Source organism: Oceanobacillus sp. MO10714A (assembly GCF_037072045.1).
GTDB classification, from domain to species: domain Bacteria; phylum Bacillota; class Bacilli; order Bacillales; family Amphibacillaceae; genus Oceanobacillus; species Oceanobacillus indicireducens.
Genome location: NZ_JAXHDC010000010.1, coordinates 38,353 through 61,792, shown reverse-complemented (window position 1 = coordinate 61,792; position 23,440 = coordinate 38,353). Strand labels below are relative to the sequence as shown.

Here is a 23,440-nt window from a genome sequence, read left to right as displayed (position 1 = left end):
GAAATAATTCCATACACAGATGAATACATTACAAATCCAATAGGGGTTGTGAGCAATGATTTAAGTTTTTTATAGATATGGTTTATTTATTTATTTTATTTCCTCTTTCTATTAGAGAGTGTACATCTAATTTAAAACATTAGTGGACACTAAATTTTAACGATAGGAGAGATAATGATGGACGAAATGGTACTACAAACGCAAAAGTGGTTGAATCATAATTATAGTGGTGTTCCAGGCTATAATGATATTACGGAAGATGGTTATACGGGTCAGCAAACCGTACGGGCTTTAATACGTGCATTACAAATAGAATTGGATATCTATCCGACTTCTGATAATTTTGGGCCAGAGACGATGCGAAGGTTTCCGGGTTTACGAAGACAAGAGCCGGGAGCTGAACCGACCAATCTAAACTTTATTTTGCAAGGTGGTTTTTGGTGTAAAGGTTATGACCCAGGCGGATTTAGTGGAAACTTTTTCGCAGAAACAGAAGATGGAGTTAAAAGATTTCAACGCGATGTAGGTATTGATCCGAGTGGAGTGGTTGACGGAAAGTTAATGAAGGCCATTTTAAATACAGATGGGTTTGAACTCTCTCGCCCAAACGGTCGAGAAAGAGTTCGTACGGTGCAACAAGTTTTAAATTATAGATACAACAACTATTTCGATTATATTCCTACCAACGGAATCTTTGAGAGACAGACCAATAGGGCCTTAATTTATGCGCTACAGCATGAAATTGGTCTTGGGTCTATTGCAAACGGTAATTATGGGCCGTCTACGATTGCAAATACCCCTACCTTAAGCCCTGATTATGCACCTCAAGCGCTGACAGCTGTTCTGCAGTATGCACTAGTCTGTAATGGACCGGAATATGATACGTACCCGTATGATGGACGGTACACTAGCCTAGTTCAAACCAAAGTATCCGAATTTCAACAATTTATGAGATTGCCGGATACAGGAATTGCAGATATGCCTACAATCAAACAATTACTAACCAGTAATGGTTATACCGGCAGGATAGCCATTGCAGCTGATGCGTCAACCATCCTTGATATGCGAACCGCAGAGGTCCTCCGCGATAATGGATATGGCATTATCGGGCGTTACTTAACAGGTACGGTAGGCGGCGTCCGCTCAAAAGCAATGACACGTCAAGAAATAGCTGTAATCAATCACTATGGATTGCGGGTATTTCCGATTTACCAAGATGGCGGATGGTATGCGAGCTACTTTAATGCAGCCAAAGGTGAAAAAGACGCAATCATCGCGATGAACAAAGCATATGAGCTAGGATTTCCCCCTGGAACAACGATTTATTTCGCTGTTGATTATGATGCTTATGATTTTGAAGTACAGAATAACGTTATCCCATACATGGCTTCCATAAGAAGAGTTTTCGATAGTCATCGAACAGAAGACTTTGACTATAAAGTGGGAGTGTACGGCGCCCGGAATACATGCATTCAGTGCATGAACGATTCCAGCGTTCGTGCAGACCATAGTTTTGTCGCAAACATGTCCACTGGTTTTAGTGGAAACTTAGGATTCCCTATGCCGACAAACTGGTCATTTGGGCAGTTTTTTGAAACAGATATTTACGCTAATGTGAATGGCGAAAGCGTTACACTTCGAATTGATAAAAATGATTATTCCGGTTTAGATCAAGGAGCGCAATATATTCAGCCACGCTCATCAAAAGACCCTGAATATGAGGCACTCCATGAAGCATGGGCGGATATAGGGATCAACTTCCCTATCCTAAAAGACAAAGGTTTATTCACGAAAAACTTTGCTTTCAATCAAACATATCAAGTTTATCGTTCAGCCTTTGTTGATATTGATGTTAGCACCTCGACAACGTACACCGTACCGGGAGATGTAGAATCCGTAGCATTCACGATTGAAAATGGAGAGATTAAAGCATCAATGAGGGAAATGCTAGGTGAAATGTATGGGGAAATAAGTTCAGACAGACTAGCAGATTACCAACAAATGGTGAATAATTTATCAGCAACGATAGGGAATGGATTCTTGAGTATCACATACACTCAAAATCCCAGCGATATAGTGATAGATGTGACCGTCTACAAAGAAAACATTGAGATAGAGGGCGGAAATTCAATTGATTTAGCAATCACGGTTTCTTATAAGTTCAAGAATCCGTTTGTCATCGACTTTGAACCGGTTCTTGTTGCTCTCGGGATATCATTAGCAGTTGTAGCCTTTGGTGCCATTGTATACCTCACCCTTCCTGCTTTGGGTGGTGTTACAGCGATAGCAACTATTGTTAGATTGCTAGTTGGTGCCTTTGCTAGATGATAAAAAAAGTGTAGAAATTTATTTTCTACACTCTTTTTGTACTTATGACCCATCTGTTCTTGGTTAGAATCAAAAGCCTTATTCCACTGCTATATTGTGCTGATTGAAATAATTGCGAAGTAATGTATTATATTCTCGGGTTTCTTCTTTTGACATATTATATGGGTTCTTATTTAAAACGATGACATGGACGTCCGACATGTATAGAAAATACCTCTCATCATCCTCGCTTACGAATTTTATTTCTTCCCATCCCAAGTTGCTGGTGGAGTTCTTAAATTCCCTCAACAATCCTTTGTCTGAAACTGTTAGTGTACATTCCACATTAACTAGGGTAGGGTCCTTTTTCGCTATTCTTTTGGCTTGATCTTCCATCGATTTTTTAGAGATATACTTGTACGAAACATAAAAAAAAGCAGCTGATACAATTGCACCCGTTATAAAATTCACTTTGAATATTAACATAATAAAAACCATCAAGCCTATAGCAGCAACGGCACTAACTAATAATCTATTCCTTCTATGAGACTTCGATTTCGTAGCTAGAAAAGATTGAATCGCTATTAAATCATCCAATTCAAATTTAAATTTGGCAATCAATTTCAAATCCTCCTTTTGCGGATAAGCCATTTTTTCAATATAAACGATTTAAAGTAGAAATTTACTCTTCATAGCTGATAGCTGAATTGTTTCTTCTGTGATTTTCGCTAGGCGCTCATTTTGTGTAAAATCCATTGTAGGAGTCCTCCTTAGGTACTTAATTCGAGGTCATGCATGACACTCTCTATCGTACCAAGAAGGCTCTATTTTTGTACAATCTATTCTATGCTCATTTCCGTTCAAATTACTTTATTTACAGGAATGCTTTTATAGGGAGAAAGGGCTGTATACTCTTTTTTATGATCATGAAAATAGCCATATATACAAAATGCAACTTAGAAAAAAGTCATTTGCAATGTTTTAACTCGTAATTCTGGCGGCGTTATTTGGGTCACAGTATCTTAATCGTATTTACCAAGTATATAGAGGACCATTCGTAAATATTATATTATTCATAGCAACTATAATAATAGATTACATCATTGCAAAAATGATTTAAGGTAATTATTAATTAGACTGTAGTATATCAGAAAGAGTCAGAAACAAAGAGAAGCAATCAAGTAACTCTCTATTAGTTTTCCAACAAACAGGAGTGCTTATCATATTTTAAGAAAAGCACCCTTCTAAGTACTGACTGATATAATCCCAATTTATAACCCCGTTAAATCAATAGAGTTAGCGATCTTCAATATTTCTTCCTTTTCAATCCCATGAGTACTTAAAGTAATAAAATATTTATCGGTAATGATATGAAGGGAACTATAGTAGGAAGTGTCGCCTTCTAAAAGTAGAAACGAAGACTGCCCAGAAATTTCAATTTCTTCTAACACCTCATCTGCATACATCTCATTTTTCACTTTTTCTATGATTTCTTCTTTACTTGCAACCATTTTTGATTGCGAAAAGTGAAGGAAATAGCTTTCTGAATCCATATATGTGACCTCAGTCAGTCCCCTCCCTTCAGAGTATTCTCTCTCTTTATACTGTGGTTCGCCAGTCACTTGACTTGGGATATATTTAGGTAGTCTCAAGCCCATCTCTGTTTCTGTATCCTTTTCGTCCTCGTTACTTCCATTGATTGTCTCTTCTTCATTTGAATCATCTACAACTAAAAAGTTTTGTGTTTGGTTATCCATGGGTTCAGTTGAAACTTCTTCGCCATTATTATTAATATCGCTTAAGAACAACTGATATCCAAATAATAGAAGAACAATAAACACTCCAAAACTTGATACATATTTAAAACCTGTCTGTATTTTTGTCTTTCGTTCCAATTTATTTATACTAAATATTATTTTGCTTCGCACCTGATCTTTTCTTTTTCTATTCCAAATAATATCCTTATCATTATCCAATTGTTTTAGATAATTGTCATAAATAGACCTTTCACTATATTGTTTTCTCATTTAAAAACCCCTCCTTGGTAAGTTGTTTTTCTAAAGCAGGAATGGCCCTAAAAAGAGTAGATTTAACCTTGCTTTCTGACCAATTTAAAACTTCACATGTTTCTTTAATACTGAAGCCTTTTATCTTTCTTAATATAATCACTTCACGATATGACTGTTTGATATTCCCCAACGCTCTATATAGCTCTTTTGAACTTTCCTTAAGCTCTATAAGAGCTTCTGGTGAAGGATTTGAGTCTTTCTTAGTTATAAATATATCTTTTAAAGTTTTTATGGATTTTGGCTTTCTCATATAGTCAATTGTTACATTACGAGCAATACTAAACAGCCAAGTTTTCGGCTTTGCCCTACCTTCAAATGATTGATAATTTTTGTAAGCCTTTAAAAAGGTATCATGTGTTAGATCTTCCGCTTGTTGATAATCGTGAACCATCATCAAAATATAATGGAATATGGAATCACCATAACGTTCATACCATTCTGTAATTTTCGCTGTCATGTTGTCGCCTCCCAAATCAACTCACCCCCCCCCTTTATTTTTTCATTCATTACTTAGACGGTTAATAAGATTAAAAGTTACAGTTTTAATTGAATTCTAAAATAAATAAAAACAAGAATTCCTCACTAAAATAAATCTTCTTATACCATTCTTACATAAATGAATTTCATAATGCATAACCCTTGTCTCCCAACAAATTCAAGAGACTAAAAAAGAAGCACCTCCCCAAATCTTGTATAATGGTAATAACGACAAAATCATAAAAATACTGGAGGAGTGCTTCTTATGACCATTATATGACATGGAATCAACCGAAAAGTATGAAGAGATTATTTCTACATAGATTTGGATGCAATCTATCATGCAATAACTAAAAAGTCACGTCTTGGTGCACCTGAAGTACTGAATTATGCAACGATGTAAATTTCCTTAGTTGTAAGATACTCGGAACGGATTCCTACGGTAAAGAATCTGATTAAACGTCTTCATGAAGATATTGCTTTTAAGTTGAATTATGGATTCCTCATGTCCGATTCCGTTCCTTCATAAGCATCCTATTCTCGCCTTGTAACGAAATTAATGATTACTGGCGTGTGATGTCCTAGAAAAGGAAAAAGAAAATATAGTACATCAAGCCATCGCAGAAGGCCTTATCACAGACGATACAGCTGCCATCGATGCAGTCATTTTGAAGCACGTGACCAAGCGCCCCCGAAAGAAGAAAAGCCAAAGTCCATACCTAAAAAACGTGGGCGTAAAACGAAAGAAGAGCGTGAAAAATGGTTAAAGGACGAAGCCGAAAAGGAAGCGAATATGCCTTTATATGAAAAGAAAATAGAATCACAATTAGATGTTCCTTTAGCTGAACCGCGTGCCAAAGTGCCTTAGGACCCAAAATGGGGTATCAAGAAGAACTCGGAAGGAAAAAATGTGTTTTGGTTTGGTTTCAAGGCTCACTTCATCGTTGGTACATCGAGTCAATACATTTTAGATCACTCTTTTCATCGGGCAATCTAAATGACGGAAAGGCAGCGATTCCATTGCTTAAATGAGTTCATGAACGCTTTCTCCAACTACATTTACGTTATCAGACGGTGGATGCAGGCTATGACTATGAGCCCATCTACGAACAAGTCCATCGAATGGGCCAACAATCTGTGATTGCGTCCAACAAGCGTAATGAAGGGGAACTCATTGGTTTTGATAAAAACACTTTGCCCCTACTTGTTTTCGTGGACACCGTTATGATAATTTTGATGCCAAATATGATACATTAAAATACACGAGACCAAAAGAATGTAGTGAATGTCCTTTAGCTAACGAAGGCATCTGTCACAGAAGGAGTGAAAATAACCTCAGACTTCGAAAATATACCACTCCAACTCGTGGTTCGTTGGCATGGAGGAACATTTACAAACGCCGTACCGCTGTAGAGCGTGTGAACGCCTATCTTAAAGAGTTCTTTCAGCTTAACAATGTTCGTTATCGTACCGGAGAACGTGCAAAAGTTCATTTTGACCTGGTCACACTTGTTTATAATGCATCAAAACTAGCTGCAGATCGCATCAATGCACAATTAAATCAACAACAAACTACATGATTTCTGTTTTTAAAAATACAATTCAGAAATTCTGTCCGTCTTTGTAGTTTAAAAAGAGTAATTATGAAATTAACTTACATAATAAATTCAACAAGAAATAGTGCTTATCCATTGAGGATAGCACCGAGAGCACCCAGACTTAACTTAACATATATAACCAATTCAAGAAGAGCTACAACATTACGCTGTAGCTCTTCTGTGGTTTTAATTAAAGTTTATTTCCTCTGCTATAGAAAACAAGACATCCTTTTCAGCTCCACCTAATGTAAAAAACTTTTTAGATGTAATAATGTGAATTTCATAAATTCCTTCTCCCGAGTTGTTTACTACCGCAGGATGACCTTTGAAATCTATTACTTCAACAGTCTCGCCTGGATACCATGATGAAGATCTTTTAACCATTTCATCAATGTTTATTCCTGATTCATAAGTTGATTCCGATACTACAATAGGGTTTGTTTCCGTGTAGAACCATAGACTAGCATTTTTCACTTCTCCTGTTTCAGAAATTAGTATTTCAGGATCTTGCTGAGACATAGCACTAATATTTTTATTATTTTTGATAGTAACTGGTATATCTAATTCAGCTATTTCCTGATTTGATGGCTTGTGAGAAGAATAGCTTTTAGAAATCGCTGGTTCATTAGTGTTGTTAGCAGCTATACTTCTTCCATTTACCCACATAGTTCCCCATTTTATAGTTCTACCAGTTGCCGTGTTCTCTAAATGATAGTCGTTTGCCCCACCTGGTGTACCACCAGCATACACAACTCTATAGGTTGCACTAGTATCTTTGTAAACTCTATGAAAATCATCAAGATTTCTAGTATGCTTTTCCATTTGTCCCCAAGTTCCTTGCCCTACAATACCATCAGCACTTAAACCATAGCTTCTTTGAAAATTAATCACGCCTTGTCTCGTACCAGAACCGAATATTTCATCTACTGATCCCGTAACGGTTTGAAATCGGGAAGCCCATAAATTGGATTGAAGTGCTCCCACGAAACCACCAGACGTTGTGAACCCATACCCTACTGTTTCCCAAGTTTTCATATTGTAAAAATTGTAGGATGCTGCAGAAGCTAGTTTTGCTGTAAAACCTGTTGCAAATAGAAACACAGCCAACAGCACAATAAAACCTTTCGTAATTTTCTTCATAAAATACCCCCTAAAATTATTTATGATTTTATTAGAATCATTATGAAGAAGTCTAACACATATAAATATTTTTTACCGTCGAACCATGTCGAAATTCTTAAACTTTATGTAAAAATACATCATATGGATGTTTATATTTTTTTAACGAGTTATTTTTCTATAATTCATTGCTACTCCTCCCCTCTCTTTTCTACTATCAAATTTAATTCTTTAATATCATTATAAGATATTATGATTCTCAAACTTCCCTTATATTGCTTCATGCACCTCGCCTTAAAATAGATGAGATATAATAATACTTTATTCCTTTTGTGTTAGTATCTCAGTCCTATTTCAGGGGATTAAAGATGCTAAAAGGGTTTATTGAAAAATGAAATAAGTATAAAATAAAATCACCATAAGTCTTGAAGGCCCTTCCTTTCTAAATGATTAAATAAATAGAGCCGACATTCATTACATCCATTATACCAAGGACACAATGAATGTCGGCTCTTTTATGTAAATTCATACGACAATATTTTTGACTATACAGCTCGTTATAAAGACAAGGGTTTAGGCTACAAACACCATACCCCGAGGGATTCTTCGGTGCTGAATTCCAAGTTCCTCACACCTTCCGTGGTTTTCGCCCATATTCACCAGGCTCAACTTCCCTTTGTCCTCAACGAGGGTTGTAATTGACAAGGCGGCAGGATTCACTTTATGTTACGACCTGCTAGGTTGCCCGCATTCAAACTTTGAGTTACTTTGTCACAGGGCTTCAACCTTAGGATTTCTCCACCAGTTGCCTGTCAGCTACTGAGCGTCTTGGTACTTACCAGATTGGACTTCTACCAACTAGCAATTAACGGCTTGCTGGGCACGCTAAATACAAAAAACCCATTCTATGTACATTCTATGTTGATCTAGTTATGCACTAGATCAACATAGAATGGGGTTCTCCCTATTTTTTCTTATTCAATTAAGAAAATAAGTGTATTTTTCATTTTAATCAACCGTAAATCAACCATAAAAAATAGAAAGAATAACTTATTTAGTTGTTTTTTTTAGATCTTCCTCTCTTTATATACTACCAGCCGGTTGGAATAATTATTAGGAGGAATTTAAAATGAGCAGACAAGCATTTTACGATTTCGGAAGAACAACTTTTTCAAATTATATTTGGATTAGTGGAGGGTTTGCTTTTTTCAACCCGCGTCATATTGACATTGAAAAAATAACTAACCAACCAATGACTTTAGAAATCTATGATTCTCAAGACAAATACCAAGGTAAACGTTCATTTCCTAAAGGCTACCATTGGCAAAGTGCCAATCTTTCTGGGCTACCTCGTGGTAAACGATATAAATTAAAATTAATTAATTCCGGTAGCGGAACAGTACAACTTCTACAAGGTCAGCTTGCTTATGAACAACTTTTAACAGCAGCTTAGATGATTATTAGAAGGTTGGAAAAAACTTTAAATCTTTTCCAACCTTTTTTATAAATACATGATTGTATATGTTAAACTTATAAGAGAAAATCATTAGCTTATAATATTTCAATCTTTATAAGAAAATGTTGTTAAAAAGGTGGGGATTTATTTTGAATAGACTAATTCTACTATTTGGGCTTGGAATCATCCTATTGTTAGTTTCTATTTTCTCAGCATTGTATGAAGGAAGTGAAATCATCATTTATACAGATGAATGGGCATATTCGACACCTTTCACTCATTTATTTAAAGGTGAAGTAATATTTCCTGAGGATATTTTGCACCTTGATTATCTTGTGTTTGCTGCTAAATTCAAACCATTTTTTCCCATACTTGCTTTAATAAGTATTGTATATTTGTTAACATTAATCGGATATGTAATATTTAAACATAACTGTAAGTGGTTTAATTACTTTTTATTTTTTATTGGTTCAATGCTCTTCGTTTTCTCTTTATTGCTTTCTAATTCGGTTACAATAGGGGGAATTACTTTTTTTAAAACATCATTATCGATGAGTATTTTATACATAACCATTGCTTTAATTCTCTGGCTAATAAAGAAAAAGAACGTTACAAAAAAGGACGCTGGGACAAAACTCCAGTAAATAAAATATTAAGGCGTTGGAGCTTACACTAAAAAGTGTAGATCCCACGCCTTTTGAAAAAGCTCCGTTCCGAACACAAATTACCAAAACAATCTCGGAAGCAATTTATGGATTTCATCACTCGCAAACAAAAATGTTTTCATAGACAAAAAATACTGGAAGACAGGTATGAAACCTATCCTCCAGCTTTTTTATTTCTGCAACTATTAAATTGAATGCTACTTCCGAAGTGCTGCGAGATATGCATCCCGTTTATTCACTTCAAATCTGCCACTAGACTTCGACATAACTACCGCAGCCAACGCATTTCCAAGAACATTCACCACAGTACGTCCCATATCAAGCAGTCTGTCAACTCCAGCAATAAAAGCAAGTCCTTCTAGCGGAATTCCAACTGTTCCAAGTGTTGCCAAGAGAACAACAAACGAAACACCGGGGACACCAGCAATCCCGTTCGATGTAATCATTAATACTAAGACTAATGTAACTTGTTCTATGATACTTAAATCTATTCCATATAACTGCGCTATAAAGATAGCCGCAATCGCCTGATATAATGTAGAACCATCCAAGTTAAACGAATAACCGGTTGGAATAACAAAAGAAACAATGTCTTTTGGACATCCTGTCTTCTCCAGTTTCTCCATCAGTTTTGGTAAAACAGTCTCGGAACTTGAAGTAGAGTATGCCAAAAGCAATTCTTCTTTCAATACTTTTATAATATTAATAATGCTCGAACCTACCACTTTCGCAATTGTCCCTAGGACAACTAAAACAAAGAAAATCATTGCCCCGTATACAAGGAGCATTAACTTACCTAAGGGAATTAATGATTCTAAACCGAATTTAGAAACAGATACACCGATTAATCCAAATACACCAACCGGAGCAAATTTCATAATGAAATTTGTCACCCAGAACATAGCGTCTGCCGTGCCTTGGAAAAATGCGAGTACAGGTTTACCTCTTTCACCAATTGCCGCCACACCTAATCCAAACAATACAGAGAAGAAAATAACGGGCAACATATCCCCTTCTGCCATTGATTGGATAATGTTACTAGGCACAATACCTACAATGACATCCATAATCCCTTCATTCTGCACACTTTCAGATGTCTCAACATACTCATTGATTTCAGTTTTAGCAAGGGAAGACATATCGATCCCTTTACCAGGCTGAAAAATGTTTGCTGCTGCCAGTCCGACTACAATAGCAACAAGGGAAACAACTTGGAAATAAATCATCGTTTTTGCTCCAAGTTTTCCTAATTGTTTTAAGTCTCCTGTTCCGGCCACACCGACGATTAGTGTAGAAATAATAATCGGAACGACAATCATGCGGATCATATTAAGAAATATTGTCCCAAGCGGCTGTAAATAAGTTTCCACCGCAGGATTTCCATAAAAAATAGCCCCTACAATAATCCCAAGGACTAATCCAATCAGAATTTGATATGCTAAAGGAATTTTTATTTTTCTTTTCATATATTCACCTCTTTATTTCTGTTAAACCCACTAGACCGTAATAGCAGCAATTAAAAAACGTTAAACTAGCCCTTTATACCATATTAGAGAAAGAAGATAAAAAAATATACTTTGTAAATATACTACAATTTTAGTCAATTATCAACATTTTTCATGTAGGTTTGCGATGTACCATTTCTTTCCATTTTTTTAGTTTTATTGAAAAAATATAAAAATGAAGTTTGCTTGTCAAGATGTTAAGAAATTTTGATTTCAAAAAGTATATAAAGCATGTATATTATGATCTAATACATTTAGATAATTAATCTTCAGAAAGTGGATTCTCCTTAAAGGGTCGGATAGAATGGGTAATGAAAAATTATGATAGTAGACGATGATCTTGATATGTTAGAGGTTCTCGGTCTTTACCTGAAAAAAGAAGGGTTTATTGTGACGACGACTCGTCATGGCCGCTCGACGATAGAAATTATTAAAAATAAACAACCCGATTTAATATCATATTAGATGTAACTTCTGCCCCATATAGATGGCTTTGAATTATGTCAAATGGTACGAAAAGAGACAGATATTCCAATCCTTTTCATCAGTTCGAAAGGCGGGGATACAGATCTAATCACTCTTACGTATCCCATTGCCCCCCTAAATATATAAATGCAACAAAATAGTTCACTCCCATATTTCAGGCGTGAACTATCTAAGTCTTAAAGCATATTATCTAACTAATATTCTAGAAAATTTACATATCGTACGTCCATGATTCATATCCAATACCAGGGAATAATTTCCAAAGATCGATTTCTTTTGTTACCATATATTCATGTATTCTAATTTCTCCCGCGGGATAGAGTTAAATCCAGTTAGAAGGTCGTGTTTTTATGAAGAGAATATTTACTTTGAGGTACTTATGTTTTGCTTTATTGTGTGCTTTATGTACATCTATAATTTTAAGTATGATAACTCTTTCGCTATCTACCTTTTCTTTGATTGGTACTCTTTACTTAACTCTTTACTTAACTTTTTTTATTTGATCTTTTCCTTGATTTTTACAGCACCAGTTCAGTTTGTATTGAACATAAAACCTAAGAGATTCAATATACTTTACCTCTTAATCTATGCAACTATCGCGTTTATTGCTACAGCATTCGCTATGATACTTTTGGGAGAAAAGCCTTTTAGTATGTTATCTCATTATATATTTAGTACTCTAGCCGCCATTTTATTTTGGTTTTTTGATTCAATTCTACTTCAAAAAGAATAGATATTTAAATAAAAGAAAACGTAAACTCAAATATAAACCAATTACCAGAGCTTCGTACCACAGACAAAAAAGTATGCTCATGTTGTTTCTCATACGGTTCAAATGACGTAATCTATTGGAACTGGTGAGAAGAAGAGAAACTTTAGTCGGGAAACAAGAACACATCTTGCATAAAAAAACATACGCAGAATGAAATGGGCACCCTCTATCTAGGTGCCCTATTTTTTTTCACTTTAACGCTTCCTACTCAAATCAATAGAAGCGGTGCTAAACAAATAAAAAATATGAGAACCATTGGGTACAAAACAAGTTTTATGATAGAATCCTCTTTAATCCGAAGCGCATCAAGCGGGTTCTTTGCCGGCGCATGAATCCAGTTAGCAAGACGTTCCCATATACTCCTCTTTAACGGAATATCCGGTACTTCCACATGGAACTCATCCAATTTATTTTTAAGTTCATCTGGAAATTCATTTTTACTCATTCTCCTACCTCCAACATTTCCCTTAATTTCTTCAACGAAACATGTCATTTGCTCATCTTGACAATATCTATAGACGAATTGATAGATCGCAGTTTTATAAGTCGCAAAAAGCGCTTCTGCCGAATACGGATCTTGCTTCTCCATACAAGAATCTATTTCCTTATTCAAACTCATCGGACCACCGCTCTTTAATTCCTTTAAAGACATATGCAATTCTGGTGACGAACCAAGTCAATGTGATTAGAGAAAACACAAAGGTTTGATGAATAAAAAATTGTATCCAAGGGCTATCTATATTATCGCCACGTAGCAAAAATACGAATAAACCTGTTATACATAAAAATGTATAAGCTGCAGCGATAATAATCACATAATCCCATCTCGTCCACTGGAAATAAATATCCGATTTTTTAAAATCAATATTACCCAATTTGTTTCGAACTACCTTTTTATTCATTGTAGCAATGATTATAACAAAAACCGTTCCTAGAACTGCTGCTACAACACTGCTTATTAACCAGCCTAACGCCATCGATTATCAAACTCCTTTTCTTCCTTTACTCACTTATACAATGATTAGGATGAAAAGGTTCAATTGTTTTTTAACTTTTTAACGATAATTTCTTATTCTCCAAACGATACTCACAATCCGCAACATGTTCAATAAAGGTGTGGTCATGCGACACAAGCAGAACAGTTCCCTCGTAACCTTTTAAAAATCGTTCCAATGCTTCAATACAAAACACATCAAGAAAGTTTGTCGGTTCGTCCAGTATCAATAGATTGTATCTGCCTAAAAACAACTGACAAAGTACTAAACGAGTTGCTTCTCCCCCACTCAGCTCTCTGATATTTTTCTTCAAATCATTACCTGTAAAGCTCATGGCATGCAGAACGGAGCGAATTTTACTTTCTGCGTGGTCACTACGATCTTTCATATAATCAAGGACTGTTTCATCTTTCGTAAATTTATAATCCAGCTGCTCATAAACTCCGATTACAGCTTTCGGAGAGATGGTCAGCCCCTCGCCTTGATTCATTATATGTCGGAGTAACGTTGTTTTTCCTGAACCGTTCTTTCCTGTGATTGCAATCGTCTTACCAAGCGGGAATTGAAAACTTGCTTCCTCAAGTAATGCCTTCTCCCCTACCTGCAGGTTCAAGCGGTCTGCCATGATTGGAAATCTATTATGAAGTTCGAGTGCTTTCGACTGGTGAAAACGGATGATTTTCTCTTCTTTTGGTGCTTCCACCTCATCCAGTTGTTCCGCCCTTTTTTCCAGTGCTTTTGCTGCTCGCTCAACAGATTTTTGACTTGTTCCCTTTGATTTCGTCTCAAACATCCGGTTCGCCTTCGCTCTTGTTTCCTTTTTAGACTTTTGGCCACTCGCCTCGGTTATTTTCTCTGCCTTCTTCATCTTTTCTCGAGCAGCTTTCATTAAACGTGACTTCTCTTTTTGATACTTTTCATGTTCTTCTGCTTGCTGATCTCTTTCCAGCTCTTTTTGCGCGGTATAGTTCAAGTAATTTCCTGCATACTCCTTTACTCTACCATCCTCGACTTCCCAAATTTTGTTCACCAATTGGTCCAGCACATAACGGTCGTGGCTTACGAGGACTAGAGCACCATAGTAGTAAGTTAATTCATCGATTAAAAACTGGGTCCCATCCGCATCAAGATGTGTCGTCGGTTCATCCAGAAGTAAGCCTTCATGATAATCAGAAAAGATTTGCGCAAGTTTCAATCTCGTTTGCTCTCCACCGCTGAAGTTATCAAGCGAAGTTTCCGGGATCGCTAATTTCCCGATTAATTCATAATCAATCGCACTTTTTTCTGGCGCCGACAATTGATCAAAATAGGCAAAATCTGCATGATGATGCACCTTTCCACGTGTTGGCTGAATCATCCCAGCCAAGAGCTTTAATAACGTACTCTTACCTGCACCATTCTTCCCAACAATACCGATTCGGTCAAACTGGTGAATTGCTAATCGTTCAATCTCTATTATCGTTTGATCAAAATAAGTTAACGCTATATTTTCTAATTCAAAGCATATTTTTTCCATCTCTGCTACCTCCCGAAATAGTTAAATTTCGTATCGATAGCTAGGATCGATACGAGCTCAAGTCTAATGCGAGCTCGTCTTTCATTTTCTGTTAAAAAAGGGCACAAAAAAAGAAGGCAGAATAAGCCGCCTTCCTCATTAAAACAGAGTAAGATTAAAAATGAAGTTGATTAAAAAAGGACAGACTAATCCCGTTTACCCTGCACAAACAAGCAGAGTCTTTGAACGTATTTAGTTACTGGTTCAAAGTTTGGAATCGTAGTCTTATTTTCTAATCATCCTTCTTAACGTTTAATTTTATACTAATCATTATACCTTTTTTCTAGAAATAATCAACTATCTAAAAGTTATGAGAGTTCTCACATCTAATCTAACGCTTGTTGCAGATCCTCCATTAAATCCTTTACATCTTCTAAACCAACTGAAAGACGAATCAAACCATCTTCTATCCCTAATTCAATTCTTCGCTCTCTCGGGATAGAGGCGTGTGTCATCTTTGCTGGAAGTGAAATAAGGCTTTCGACAGCTCCCAGACTCTCAGCAAGAGTGAAATATCTTACTTTATTAAGAACTTCCATTGCTTTTTCTTCATTGTCTACCGTAAAGGATACCATCCCGCCGAAACCACCTGATTGCTTGGCATGAATTTCACGGTTCGGATGCTCTGGTAAACCTGGATAGTACACGTTTCCAACTTGTGGATGGTTTACAAGAAATTCAACAATTTCACTCGTATTACTTTCGATTTCTTCCATTCTAACTCCTAATGTTCGGATTCCTCGAATCAGCAACCAACTATCATGAGGAGCTAGAACACCACCGGTCGCATTTTGAATAAAATGTACTGCTTCACCAAGCTCTTCGTCGTCTACTACTACTAGACCCGCTACAAGATCGCTATGGCCTCCTAAATATTTCGTTGCACTATGGATGACAATGTTTGCTCCATGATCAATTGGCGATTGCCAATATGGCGTATGGAATGTATTATCAACAATTAATGTTAAGTTATTTCCTTTTGCAATATCCGCTAACGCTTCAATATCCGTTATTTTCAACAATGGATTTGTCGGTGTTTCTATAAAAATAGCTTTTGTCTCCGGGCGAATGTTTTCTTTAACTTCGTCCAAATTACTTGAATCTGTGAAGGTTACATCGATGTTCCGGTTATTTAAGATCTTTGTCATGTAGCGATAAGTTCCGCCATATACATCATCAGTAATCAGGATATGATCTCCCGATTGAAATAGATCCATTACCGCTGCAATTGCAGCCATTCCAGAAGCAAAAGCAAAGCCACGCTTCCCTTTTTCCAGATCAGCAATAAGTGTTTCTAAAGCCTCTCGCGTAGGGTTTCCCGTCCGTGAATATTCATAAGTAAAATTACCGACACCATTTTGCTTAAATGTGCTTGCCTGATAAATCGGCGGCGACATCGCGCCAACATTTTTATCAATAGCTGCTCCACCGTGAATTAATTGCGTTTTCTTTCTCATCTTATTCTATCCCTCCTTAGAATGAAACTTCATTCAGTGGGGGTTTCGATGCACTGGACGTGCTAGTGTCGACATTGCGACAAGACGTCGCGTATTTAGTCGACGGCCCTTCTCCCACTGAATTCGCTTTCGTGAATCAGGGTGGTAGCGTCCGCCTAAATAAATTTGATTAACCTCTTCCTTTTGATGCGGAAGTGTTACGGACGTTTTCCCCGCGATAGATTCCCGTACTCAAGTAGCGTTCACTACTGTCCGGAAAAATAGTTACGATATTTGTTCCAGGCTCCGCGATTTCTGCTTCTTTTAAAGCAGCTTCTACTACAGCACCGGAAGAACTGCCAACGAGTAATCCTTCATATTTTGCTATCTCAGCTAATCGGGCAAATGCTTGTTCGTCGGTAACCGTATAAATTTTGTCAAATAGACTCCGGTCCATAATGTCTGGTATGAATTCTACTCCTATTCCCTCTATTTTATGGGGACCCGGGTCACCCCCATTTAAAATGGATCCTTGAGGTTCCACAATTACTGTCTTTACTTGTGGCTGCTTTTCTTTTAGATAACGTGCCACGCCAGTAAACGTCCCACCCGAACCGGCACCAGCAATAAAAATATCAACTCTTCCATCTAAGTCAGCTATAATTTCCGGCCCAAGTGTATCATAATAGGTGTTTGGATTATCTTTATTATAAAATTGATTAGGAATATAGGCGCCCGGACGAACGCTTGCAAGTTGTTGCGCCTTTTCTATTGCATAGGCCATCCCAAACTCTGTCGGTGTATTGATTACTTCAGCGCCTAATGCCCGCATAAGGGCCTGTTTCTCCTGACTAAATTTTTCAGGAGTAACGAAAATAGCATGTAATTGATAATGGATTGCAGCAAGTGCCAAGCCAATCCCCGTATTACCCGCGGTCGGCTCAATCACGGTGTCTCCCTTTTGTAATTCCCCTTTTTCGATAGCTTTTTGAATGAGATAAAATCCGAGCCGATCCTTGATGCTCCCACCAATATTCTGGAACTCCAATTTCGCAAACAGCCTTACATCTTTTGGTAAATCATATGCAGTGATTTCAAACATTGGCGTGTTCCCAACCAACTGGCTGAGGTTTTGTATGATATTCATTCTTTCCACCACCTGCCTCATATGGACATTTTTCTTATGCGAGCTTTGCTTCTCTATTCAATTGCGCTTCCATAATCCATACATAATCATTGATTTGTTCAAAACTTGTTGTAAACCCATACTGATGAAGTATCTGTTCCATCTTAGGGATGGTCGTGTAATATTCCGTATTCAAATCCTCTGCTAATCGATGATAACCCTTCTTTTTCGCCTGTAGATAGGCTTCATTTTTCTTTTTATCATTCTCAAAGATCGTATCACCGAAGATAATTTTCCCTTGCGTGTCTAATATATTTGTGTAGAGTTTAATCGCTTGCTCCTTTTCCTTATCCGTCAAGTGATGAAATGCATAGCTACTCACAATTGCGTCTACCTTTTTATTTTGTCTGGGAAAGGATAGAAAATTGCCTTTCATAATTTTCGTGTTAGGAAGTTTTTGTTGGGCAATTTTCCGCATATTGTCTGAAGGCTCAATCCCAACCACTTCTAACCCTTTTTCCATAAGCTTTTTTGTTAAATTACCTGTTCCTACGCCAAACTCAATGACAAAACCATGCACACGATCACTAATCTTCTGAAGAATTATTTCATAATTTCTGAATACTTCCCGATATTCCATATCAGCCCCCTGAACCGTATCATCGTAACTCGCTGCCCACTCGTCAAATAAACGATTAAACTGCTCTCCCAATCCAACCACACCATTCATATAAATTTACTTGGTATTATGATATTAACAAAGTATAATAATTGTTACAACTCTTACGATTAAAATCCAAACGTAATGTCCACCAATAAAAAAAGCAAACTTCCAGCAGCTACATACTGCTCGAAATTTGCTTTTTTGACCTTTTTCATTCACTATTAAATAATTCTTAAAGTGAAACTTCATTCAGTGGGAGATTCCTTACCTCCCCACTGAATGTTAGTTGAACAGAATCAGGTATTTACGGACTGTATATCCCCCACCTTCACATTTTAGTTTTCCCTCTTGTTTAGAGTGGGGGGTATTACAGACCGTTAATGTGTATAAAACACGAGAGTCTTCTGCTTGTTAAATAACAGGTGTACCGTCCAAATGCTTAAGATTATCTCATTTTGGTATCACCAAATTTCTTTTGATAACTCAACGATAAAGCGTAATTTCTCCCATTGCTGTTCTTCCGTTAACTTATTTCCGTGATGGGTTGATGAAAATCCGCATTGTGGGCTTAAGCAAATTTGCTCCTTGGGAATGTATTGTGTCGCTTCTTTTATTCGATCTTTAAGCTTTTCCTTATCTTCCAGTTCACCTGACTTCGAAGTAACTAATCCAAGGACCACTTGTGGCCCACCCTTAGGAATATGGGCTAAAGCTTTGAAATCCCCAGAACGTTCGTCATCATATTCCAGGAAAAATCCATCCACTTTTTCCTTCGCGAGTAAGGTTGGTGCAATCAAATCATAACTACCACTGAACATGTATGCAGACTGGTAATTTCCACGGCATAAGTGCGTTGTGACAGTTAAATCCGCTGGTTTACCATCCAACACTCCATTGATTACGCGGAGGGCCAAGTCGATGTATTGCTCTCTCGAGTAGCCATCTTCAGGGAATTCCTTCTCAGGAGAAGAGAGTCCTGCAATGTATACGTCATCCAATTGCAAGTAACGGACACCTGCATCGTAAAACGCTTGAATCGCATCACGATATGCTTGAATAACATCTTTCGCATAAATTTCAATATCGGAGTAAACTGTCTCGTCCATCATGCCAGGGTGGAATAGCTGATTCGGACTTGGAATCGTTTGTTTTGCGACTGCACGACCATCAACAATTTTATTAAAGACCTTAAAGTCCTCAATAAATGGATGGTTCGGATTGAATGACACTTTTCCGTTGTTGCGAATTGTGTACTTTTCTGTTTCTATCCCTTTAAATCGATAACCATGCTCTGGAACATAGCCCTCTATGCCATTTAAATGCTCAAGGAAATCAGTGTGCCAGAATCTACGGCGGAATTCTCCATCCGTTACAACCTCTAAGCCAACTTCAATCTGCTTATCAACAATTCGGGTAATCTCTTCTGTTTCAATCGCATATAATTCATCCGCTGACTTCTTTTCGGCCTGAAAATCTGCTCTTGCTTGCTTAATGCTTTCGGGTCTTAATAAACTTCCAACATGATCTGCTCGAAATGGCGCTTTCGTAAGTGTCGTCATTGTATTTCCCCTTTTCATTATATATTTTGATTAGAAGACTCTGTCTTCACCAAGCTTTTACGGCGAATGCTCTAGTTGCATTTATGCGGGAAGAAAGGATTTCTACTTTCATATCTGCAAAAATAAGAAAATCCCCTTCTTGAAAATAAGAAGAGGATTCTAGTATCGTGTCTACTCTTCTTATCTTCAAGCATATGACGCTACTGGAATTAGCACAATACATATTCATGTCTGTTGCTGAAGCTTCACAGGGCCAGTCCCTCCACTTCTCTTGATAAGAAAATTTGCTTTATTAAGTTATTAGCTATACTCTACATAGCTTTTAGATAATTGTCAACCTTTTTTAAACATTTTCTTCAACCGGCCGAGCGCGGTAGACAACGAAGGATAGAATTACTGCGATGATCGTAATGATAAAGATAATAAAGTAGACATGCTCCACTGCAACAACCATCGCTTGCGTTATTGATTGTTGAGACGCAGGATCCGCAACACCTGCGAGATAACTGGCCTGTTTCGAATTTAAAATACTGATAAATACCGAAACTCCAATTGCCCCGCTCAACGGCTGCAGCGTGGACATCACAGCCGTACCGTGCGGATATAATCGCTTCGGCAGCTGATTCAGCCCATTTGTTTCAGCTGGCATCATCGTTGCAGATACGCTAAGCATAATGAGCATAAATCCAACGATTATTACCCAAGGCGGCGTATCAGCTGTCATTCGGCTGAACATAAACATCGTCCCGGCAAGCACAATTGTCGCAGGTATCATCATCACCCGAGGACCAACTTTATCGAATAAAGCGCCCATAAATGGGCTCATAATCCCGTTTAAAATACTTCCCGGGAGCAGCAGCATTCCAGCCATTGCTGGTGCAAGAGCCATTGGTCCCTGCATGAACACCGGTAAGATAAGTTCTGAGGCAAACATCGTCATCACAATAATAATGAACATGATTACTGCATGCGTGAACATCGGCAATTTGAACACGCGCAAGTCCATCAACGGTTCTTCCAGCTTAAATTGTCTGATGGCAAAGAGAATGATTCCAATCACCCCAATGATAATTGCAGTTAAAACATCACGTGTTAAAAACCCTGCCTCACTCTCTCCAACCGAGCTGAATCCGTATATTGTTGCACCAAAACCTACCGTTGAAAAGACAATGGAGAGCCAATCGATCTTCGGTTTCGTCACTTCCGATACATTCACCAAATATTTCAAGGCAAAAAGAATCGAAAATACAGCAAATGGGAGGACAGAGATAAATAAAAATCTCCAACCCAAGTAATCAACGATAACTCCTGAAAGTGTTGGTCCGATTGCAGGTGCAAACATAATAACTAACCCAACAATTCCCATGATTTTCCCTCTTTTATGTGGAGGATACACAAGTAAAAAGACGTTGAATATAATCGGCATCAACATTCCAGTACCGACTGCCTGAATCAACCGGCCAGTAAGCAATACGGAAAATGTCGGCGCGATTGCCGCTATCGTTGTACCAATTGTAAAGACCGTCATCGTCCCAATGAAAAGCTGCCTTGTCGTAAACCATTGCATAAATAATGGAGATACTGGTATAACAATCCCCATCATTAACATAAATCCTGTTGCAACCCACTGGACAGTTGGTAGCGTAATATCGAACTCTGCCATTAATGTCGTGAGCGCAATATTCAACAGTGTCTCATTCAATATCGCGAAAAACGCTCCGATGATCAACGCTGCCATAAGCGGCAATGTTTTGACATTCGGATCTTCTGATAGAAATTCATAATTTTTTTCTTTTGATTTGCTCATTATTTTTACCTCTAATTTTATTTTAAAATATAGTATATCTATGCATTTCACTCACTTTTTACCATCAAAAAAATAATAAAGTTTGCAAAAAACTTCCTCCTTCAATTGTTTGTTCAAAATAAAAAATCACAAGCAGCTGCCTGTGGTCAAAAGTAGGGGTACTCCTTAAAAACATTGGGGGGTCTCATTCACTAAAACTAAAAAGGAAAGACAGAACAGAGCCGCCTTTCCACCACCTGAATTGAATTATCCGTAGAGTTCATTGTATGGTATATAACTTTTTTCATAATTTGACATTATGATTATGATAAAGGACAGACGTATCCCAATCACTCTGCAACGCAAATCAGAGGCTTTGACCATATTCAATTATCGGTTCAAAGTTAGGATGTTGTCTCATTTTCTCAATAATACTCCCTCTTATTAAAAATCTTCTTCATTATAAGCGGTCATTCAGAATGTGTCAAGATACATTTCCTGCACTTTTTCAAGGTCACCCGCAAGTAGGCTTATTTCTTCCCGATTCAATCGGATAGGCAATTGGTCATATAGCGTAATGACATGGCCTTCTGCATCATCTTGATGTTTTTTCAGATAATGATAAAGACTTTTTAACTGTTTTTCATTTATCGTTGTTTGTGTCGTGAAGTGTTTTACTTTTTGTATAGAAAACTCATTCGCATTGCCGTCAAATTCTCCAGATATAATCTCTCCTGACAGTAACATATCATCACCTCAGAGTCCTTTAGTTAAGCTATTATTAATACTAGCTTAACCAAAGGATTTGATTGTTATTAACTCAACACACCTGGAAATAAAAAAGTAAATTCGTAATTACTTTTATTCAGCGTACGTGCAGCTTTCTCCTTGGGGTTCGCAGTCCCGTTACTCTCGATTTACGTATTAATTAACTGTTGAGCTGGTTAAAAAAGGGCATAACGATTAATCATCTATACGTTATGTCCTTTCTTTTATTGTACATTTTCAATTTAAGTCTATAACTTACGAACACTAAAATTATCAATCAGTCTTGTTTTTCCAATATGCACCGCTATAGCAACTAAAACTCCCGGTCTAATAGTTGAAATTGGCTGCAGCGTCTCCCCATCAACTACCTTCACATATTCAATTTTAGCCTTTGGTTCTGTTTTGAGATGCGTTTCCATTGCAGCAATCAATTTCTCTGCATTTGTTTCCCCTTCTTTTACCAAGCTTTCGCCAAGGGAAATAGTATCACTTACAATCAATGCTGCCCCTCTATCTTCAGGAGAAAGATATGTATTACGAGAACTCTTCGCCAAACCATCTTCTTCACGAACAGTCGGACAATCAATGACCTCAACATTCATACATAAATCCTTTACCATTTGTTTGATGATGGCCAATTGTTGTGCATCCTTCTCTCCGAAATAAGCACGGTCTGGCTGTGTAATATTAAATAACTTGTTGACAACCGTACATACCCCGCGAAAATGACCTTCACGGTTTAATCCACAGAGTTCTTCGGTTAGTACAGACATATCAACATACGTAAAAAAATCTTGCGGATACATCTCTTCTGGTGTTGGGTGGAAAATAAGGTCCACTCCTAGATTTTCACAAATCTTACTATCTCTCTCCAAGTCATGGGGATAACTATCAAAATCCTCATTTGGCCCAAATTGCATTGGATTTACGAAAATACTAACTACAACCTTTTCATTTGCTTCTCTTGCAGCAGTAATAAGACTTCCATGTCCCTCGTGCAAAAATCCCATCGTCGGTACAAAGCCAATTGTATGCCCTTCTTCTTTCCACTTTTTCACAACAGCTTTAACATCCTTAATGGTTGATACAATCTGCAT

At 37.4% G+C, this 23,440-nt stretch carries 20 protein-coding genes, 1 pseudogene and 1 riboswitch; of the genes and pseudogenes, 6 read left to right on the top strand and 15 right to left on the bottom strand.

Features of this window, described 5'->3' with window-relative positions; translation table 11 throughout:
• Positions 1 to 177: 177 nt before the first annotated feature.
• The gene (locus tag SPD53_RS08440) at positions 178 to 2,328 is read left to right on the top strand and encodes a glycoside hydrolase domain-containing protein (RefSeq protein ID WP_336252260.1); all 2,151 of its coding nucleotides are present in this window, start codon (positions 178 to 180) and stop codon (positions 2,326 to 2,328) included.
• 78 nt (positions 2,329 to 2,406) lie between these two features.
• On the opposite strand, the gene SPD53_RS08435 is transcribed toward SPD53_RS08440, so the two are convergent.
• From SPD53_RS08435 to SPD53_RS08425, 3 genes are all read right to left on the bottom strand, one after another.
• Positions 2,407 to 2,928, bottom strand: coding sequence for a YcxB family protein (locus SPD53_RS08435; protein ID WP_336252259.1), 522 nt, complete (start codon positions 2,926 to 2,928; stop codon positions 2,407 to 2,409).
• 650 nt (positions 2,929 to 3,578) lie between these two features.
• On the bottom strand, positions 3,579 to 4,334 hold the full coding sequence (locus SPD53_RS08430; protein ID WP_336252258.1) for a DUF4367 domain-containing protein: 756 nt from the start codon (positions 4,332 to 4,334) through the stop codon (positions 3,579 to 3,581).
• The gene (locus SPD53_RS08425) at positions 4,318 to 4,833 is read right to left on the bottom strand and encodes an RNA polymerase sigma factor (RefSeq protein WP_336252257.1); all 516 of its coding nucleotides are present in this window, start codon (positions 4,831 to 4,833) and stop codon (positions 4,318 to 4,320) included. Before SPD53_RS08425 ends, SPD53_RS08430 begins: the two co-directional genes overlap by 17 nt.
• Positions 4,834 to 5,134: 301 nt before the next feature.
• On the opposite strand from SPD53_RS08425, the pseudogene SPD53_RS08420 reads away from it, so the two are divergent.
• Positions 5,135 to 6,433, top strand: a pseudogene (locus tag SPD53_RS08420) (transposase).
• Positions 6,434 to 6,637: 204 nt separating this feature from the next.
• Here SPD53_RS08420 and SPD53_RS08415 read toward each other — a convergent pair.
• Complete coding sequence (locus SPD53_RS08415) at positions 6,638 to 7,591, bottom strand: peptidoglycan-binding domain-containing protein (protein WP_336252256.1); 954 nt, start codon at positions 7,589 to 7,591, stop codon at positions 6,638 to 6,640.
• 1,108 nt (positions 7,592 to 8,699) lie between these two features.
• On the opposite strand from SPD53_RS08415, the gene SPD53_RS08410 reads away from it, so the two are divergent.
• Together SPD53_RS08410 and SPD53_RS08405 are read left to right on the top strand one after the other, a co-directional pair.
• Positions 8,700 to 9,023: a hypothetical protein gene (locus SPD53_RS08410; protein WP_156857181.1), complete on the top strand. Its 324-nt coding sequence runs from the start codon at positions 8,700 to 8,702 to the stop codon at positions 9,021 to 9,023.
• A gap of 152 nt (positions 9,024 to 9,175) precedes the next feature.
• Positions 9,176 to 9,670, top strand: coding sequence for a DUF4306 domain-containing protein (locus tag SPD53_RS08405; protein WP_336252255.1), 495 nt, complete (start codon positions 9,176 to 9,178; stop codon positions 9,668 to 9,670).
• Positions 9,671 to 9,888: 218 nt separating this feature from the next.
• On the opposite strand, the gene SPD53_RS08400 is transcribed toward SPD53_RS08405, so the two are convergent.
• Positions 9,889 to 11,157 carry a cation:dicarboxylate symporter family transporter gene (locus SPD53_RS08400; protein WP_336252254.1) on the bottom strand — a complete coding sequence of 423 codons (1,269 nt, stop codon included), beginning with the start codon at positions 11,155 to 11,157 and terminating at the stop codon, positions 9,889 to 9,891.
• Positions 11,158 to 11,517: 360 nt separating this feature from the next.
• Between SPD53_RS08400 and SPD53_RS08395 the strand changes: the two genes are divergently transcribed.
• Positions 11,518 to 11,661, top strand: coding sequence for a response regulator (locus SPD53_RS08395; RefSeq protein ID WP_336252253.1), 144 nt, complete (start codon positions 11,518 to 11,520; stop codon positions 11,659 to 11,661).
• Between the two features lie 313 nt (positions 11,662 to 11,974).
• Positions 11,975 to 12,415 carry a UPF0715 family protein gene (locus tag SPD53_RS19810; protein ID WP_442946187.1) on the top strand — a complete coding sequence of 147 codons (441 nt, stop codon included), beginning with the start codon at positions 11,975 to 11,977 and terminating at the stop codon, positions 12,413 to 12,415.
• Positions 12,416 to 12,662: 247 nt separating this feature from the next.
• Here the strand turns inward: SPD53_RS19810 and SPD53_RS08390 are convergent, their stop codons facing one another.
• The 10 genes from SPD53_RS08390 to panC form a co-directional block, all read right to left on the bottom strand.
• Complete coding sequence (locus tag SPD53_RS08390; protein WP_336252252.1) at positions 12,663 to 13,043, bottom strand: hypothetical protein; 381 nt, start codon at positions 13,041 to 13,043, stop codon at positions 12,663 to 12,665.
• Between the two features lie 16 nt (positions 13,044 to 13,059).
• Positions 13,060 to 13,431 carry a hypothetical protein gene (locus tag SPD53_RS08385; protein ID WP_336252251.1) on the bottom strand — a complete coding sequence of 124 codons (372 nt, stop codon included), beginning with the start codon at positions 13,429 to 13,431 and terminating at the stop codon, positions 13,060 to 13,062.
• 70 nt (positions 13,432 to 13,501) lie between these two features.
• Positions 13,502 to 14,965 carry an Msr family ABC-F type ribosomal protection protein gene (locus SPD53_RS08380; RefSeq protein WP_336252250.1) on the bottom strand — a complete coding sequence of 488 codons (1,464 nt, stop codon included), beginning with the start codon at positions 14,963 to 14,965 and terminating at the stop codon, positions 13,502 to 13,504.
• Between the two features lie 365 nt (positions 14,966 to 15,330).
• Entirely contained in the window at positions 15,331 to 16,461 is a 1,131-nt protein-coding gene (locus tag SPD53_RS08375) for a bifunctional cystathionine gamma-lyase/homocysteine desulfhydrase (RefSeq protein WP_156856529.1), read from the bottom strand.
• Positions 16,462 to 16,630: 169 nt separating this feature from the next.
• Positions 16,631 to 17,587 carry a PLP-dependent cysteine synthase family protein gene (locus tag SPD53_RS08370; RefSeq protein ID WP_336252249.1) on the bottom strand — a complete coding sequence of 319 codons (957 nt, stop codon included), beginning with the start codon at positions 17,585 to 17,587 and terminating at the stop codon, positions 16,631 to 16,633.
• Positions 17,588 to 17,621: 34 nt separating this feature from the next.
• On the bottom strand, positions 17,622 to 18,278 hold the full coding sequence (locus SPD53_RS08365; protein WP_156856531.1) for a class I SAM-dependent DNA methyltransferase: 657 nt from the start codon (positions 18,276 to 18,278) through the stop codon (positions 17,622 to 17,624).
• A 413-nt stretch (positions 18,279 to 18,691) separates the two neighbouring features.
• Complete coding sequence (locus tag SPD53_RS08360) at positions 18,692 to 19,789, bottom strand: 5-methyltetrahydropteroyltriglutamate--homocysteine S-methyltransferase (protein WP_188857918.1); 1,098 nt, start codon at positions 19,787 to 19,789, stop codon at positions 18,692 to 18,694.
• Between the two features lie 177 nt (positions 19,790 to 19,966).
• A riboswitch (SAM riboswitch) is annotated at positions 19,967 to 20,070 on the bottom strand.
• Positions 20,071 to 20,132: 62 nt separating this feature from the next.
• Entirely contained in the window at positions 20,133 to 21,596 is a 1,464-nt protein-coding gene (locus SPD53_RS08355) for an MDR family MFS transporter (RefSeq protein WP_442946185.1), read from the bottom strand.
• A gap of 453 nt (positions 21,597 to 22,049) precedes the next feature.
• Entirely contained in the window at positions 22,050 to 22,322 is a 273-nt protein-coding gene (locus SPD53_RS08350) for a hypothetical protein (RefSeq protein WP_156856534.1), read from the bottom strand.
• A gap of 269 nt (positions 22,323 to 22,591) precedes the next feature.
• On the bottom strand, positions 22,592 to 23,440 hold the full coding sequence (gene panC / locus SPD53_RS08345; protein WP_156856535.1) for a pantoate--beta-alanine ligase: 849 nt from the start codon (positions 23,438 to 23,440) through the stop codon (positions 22,592 to 22,594).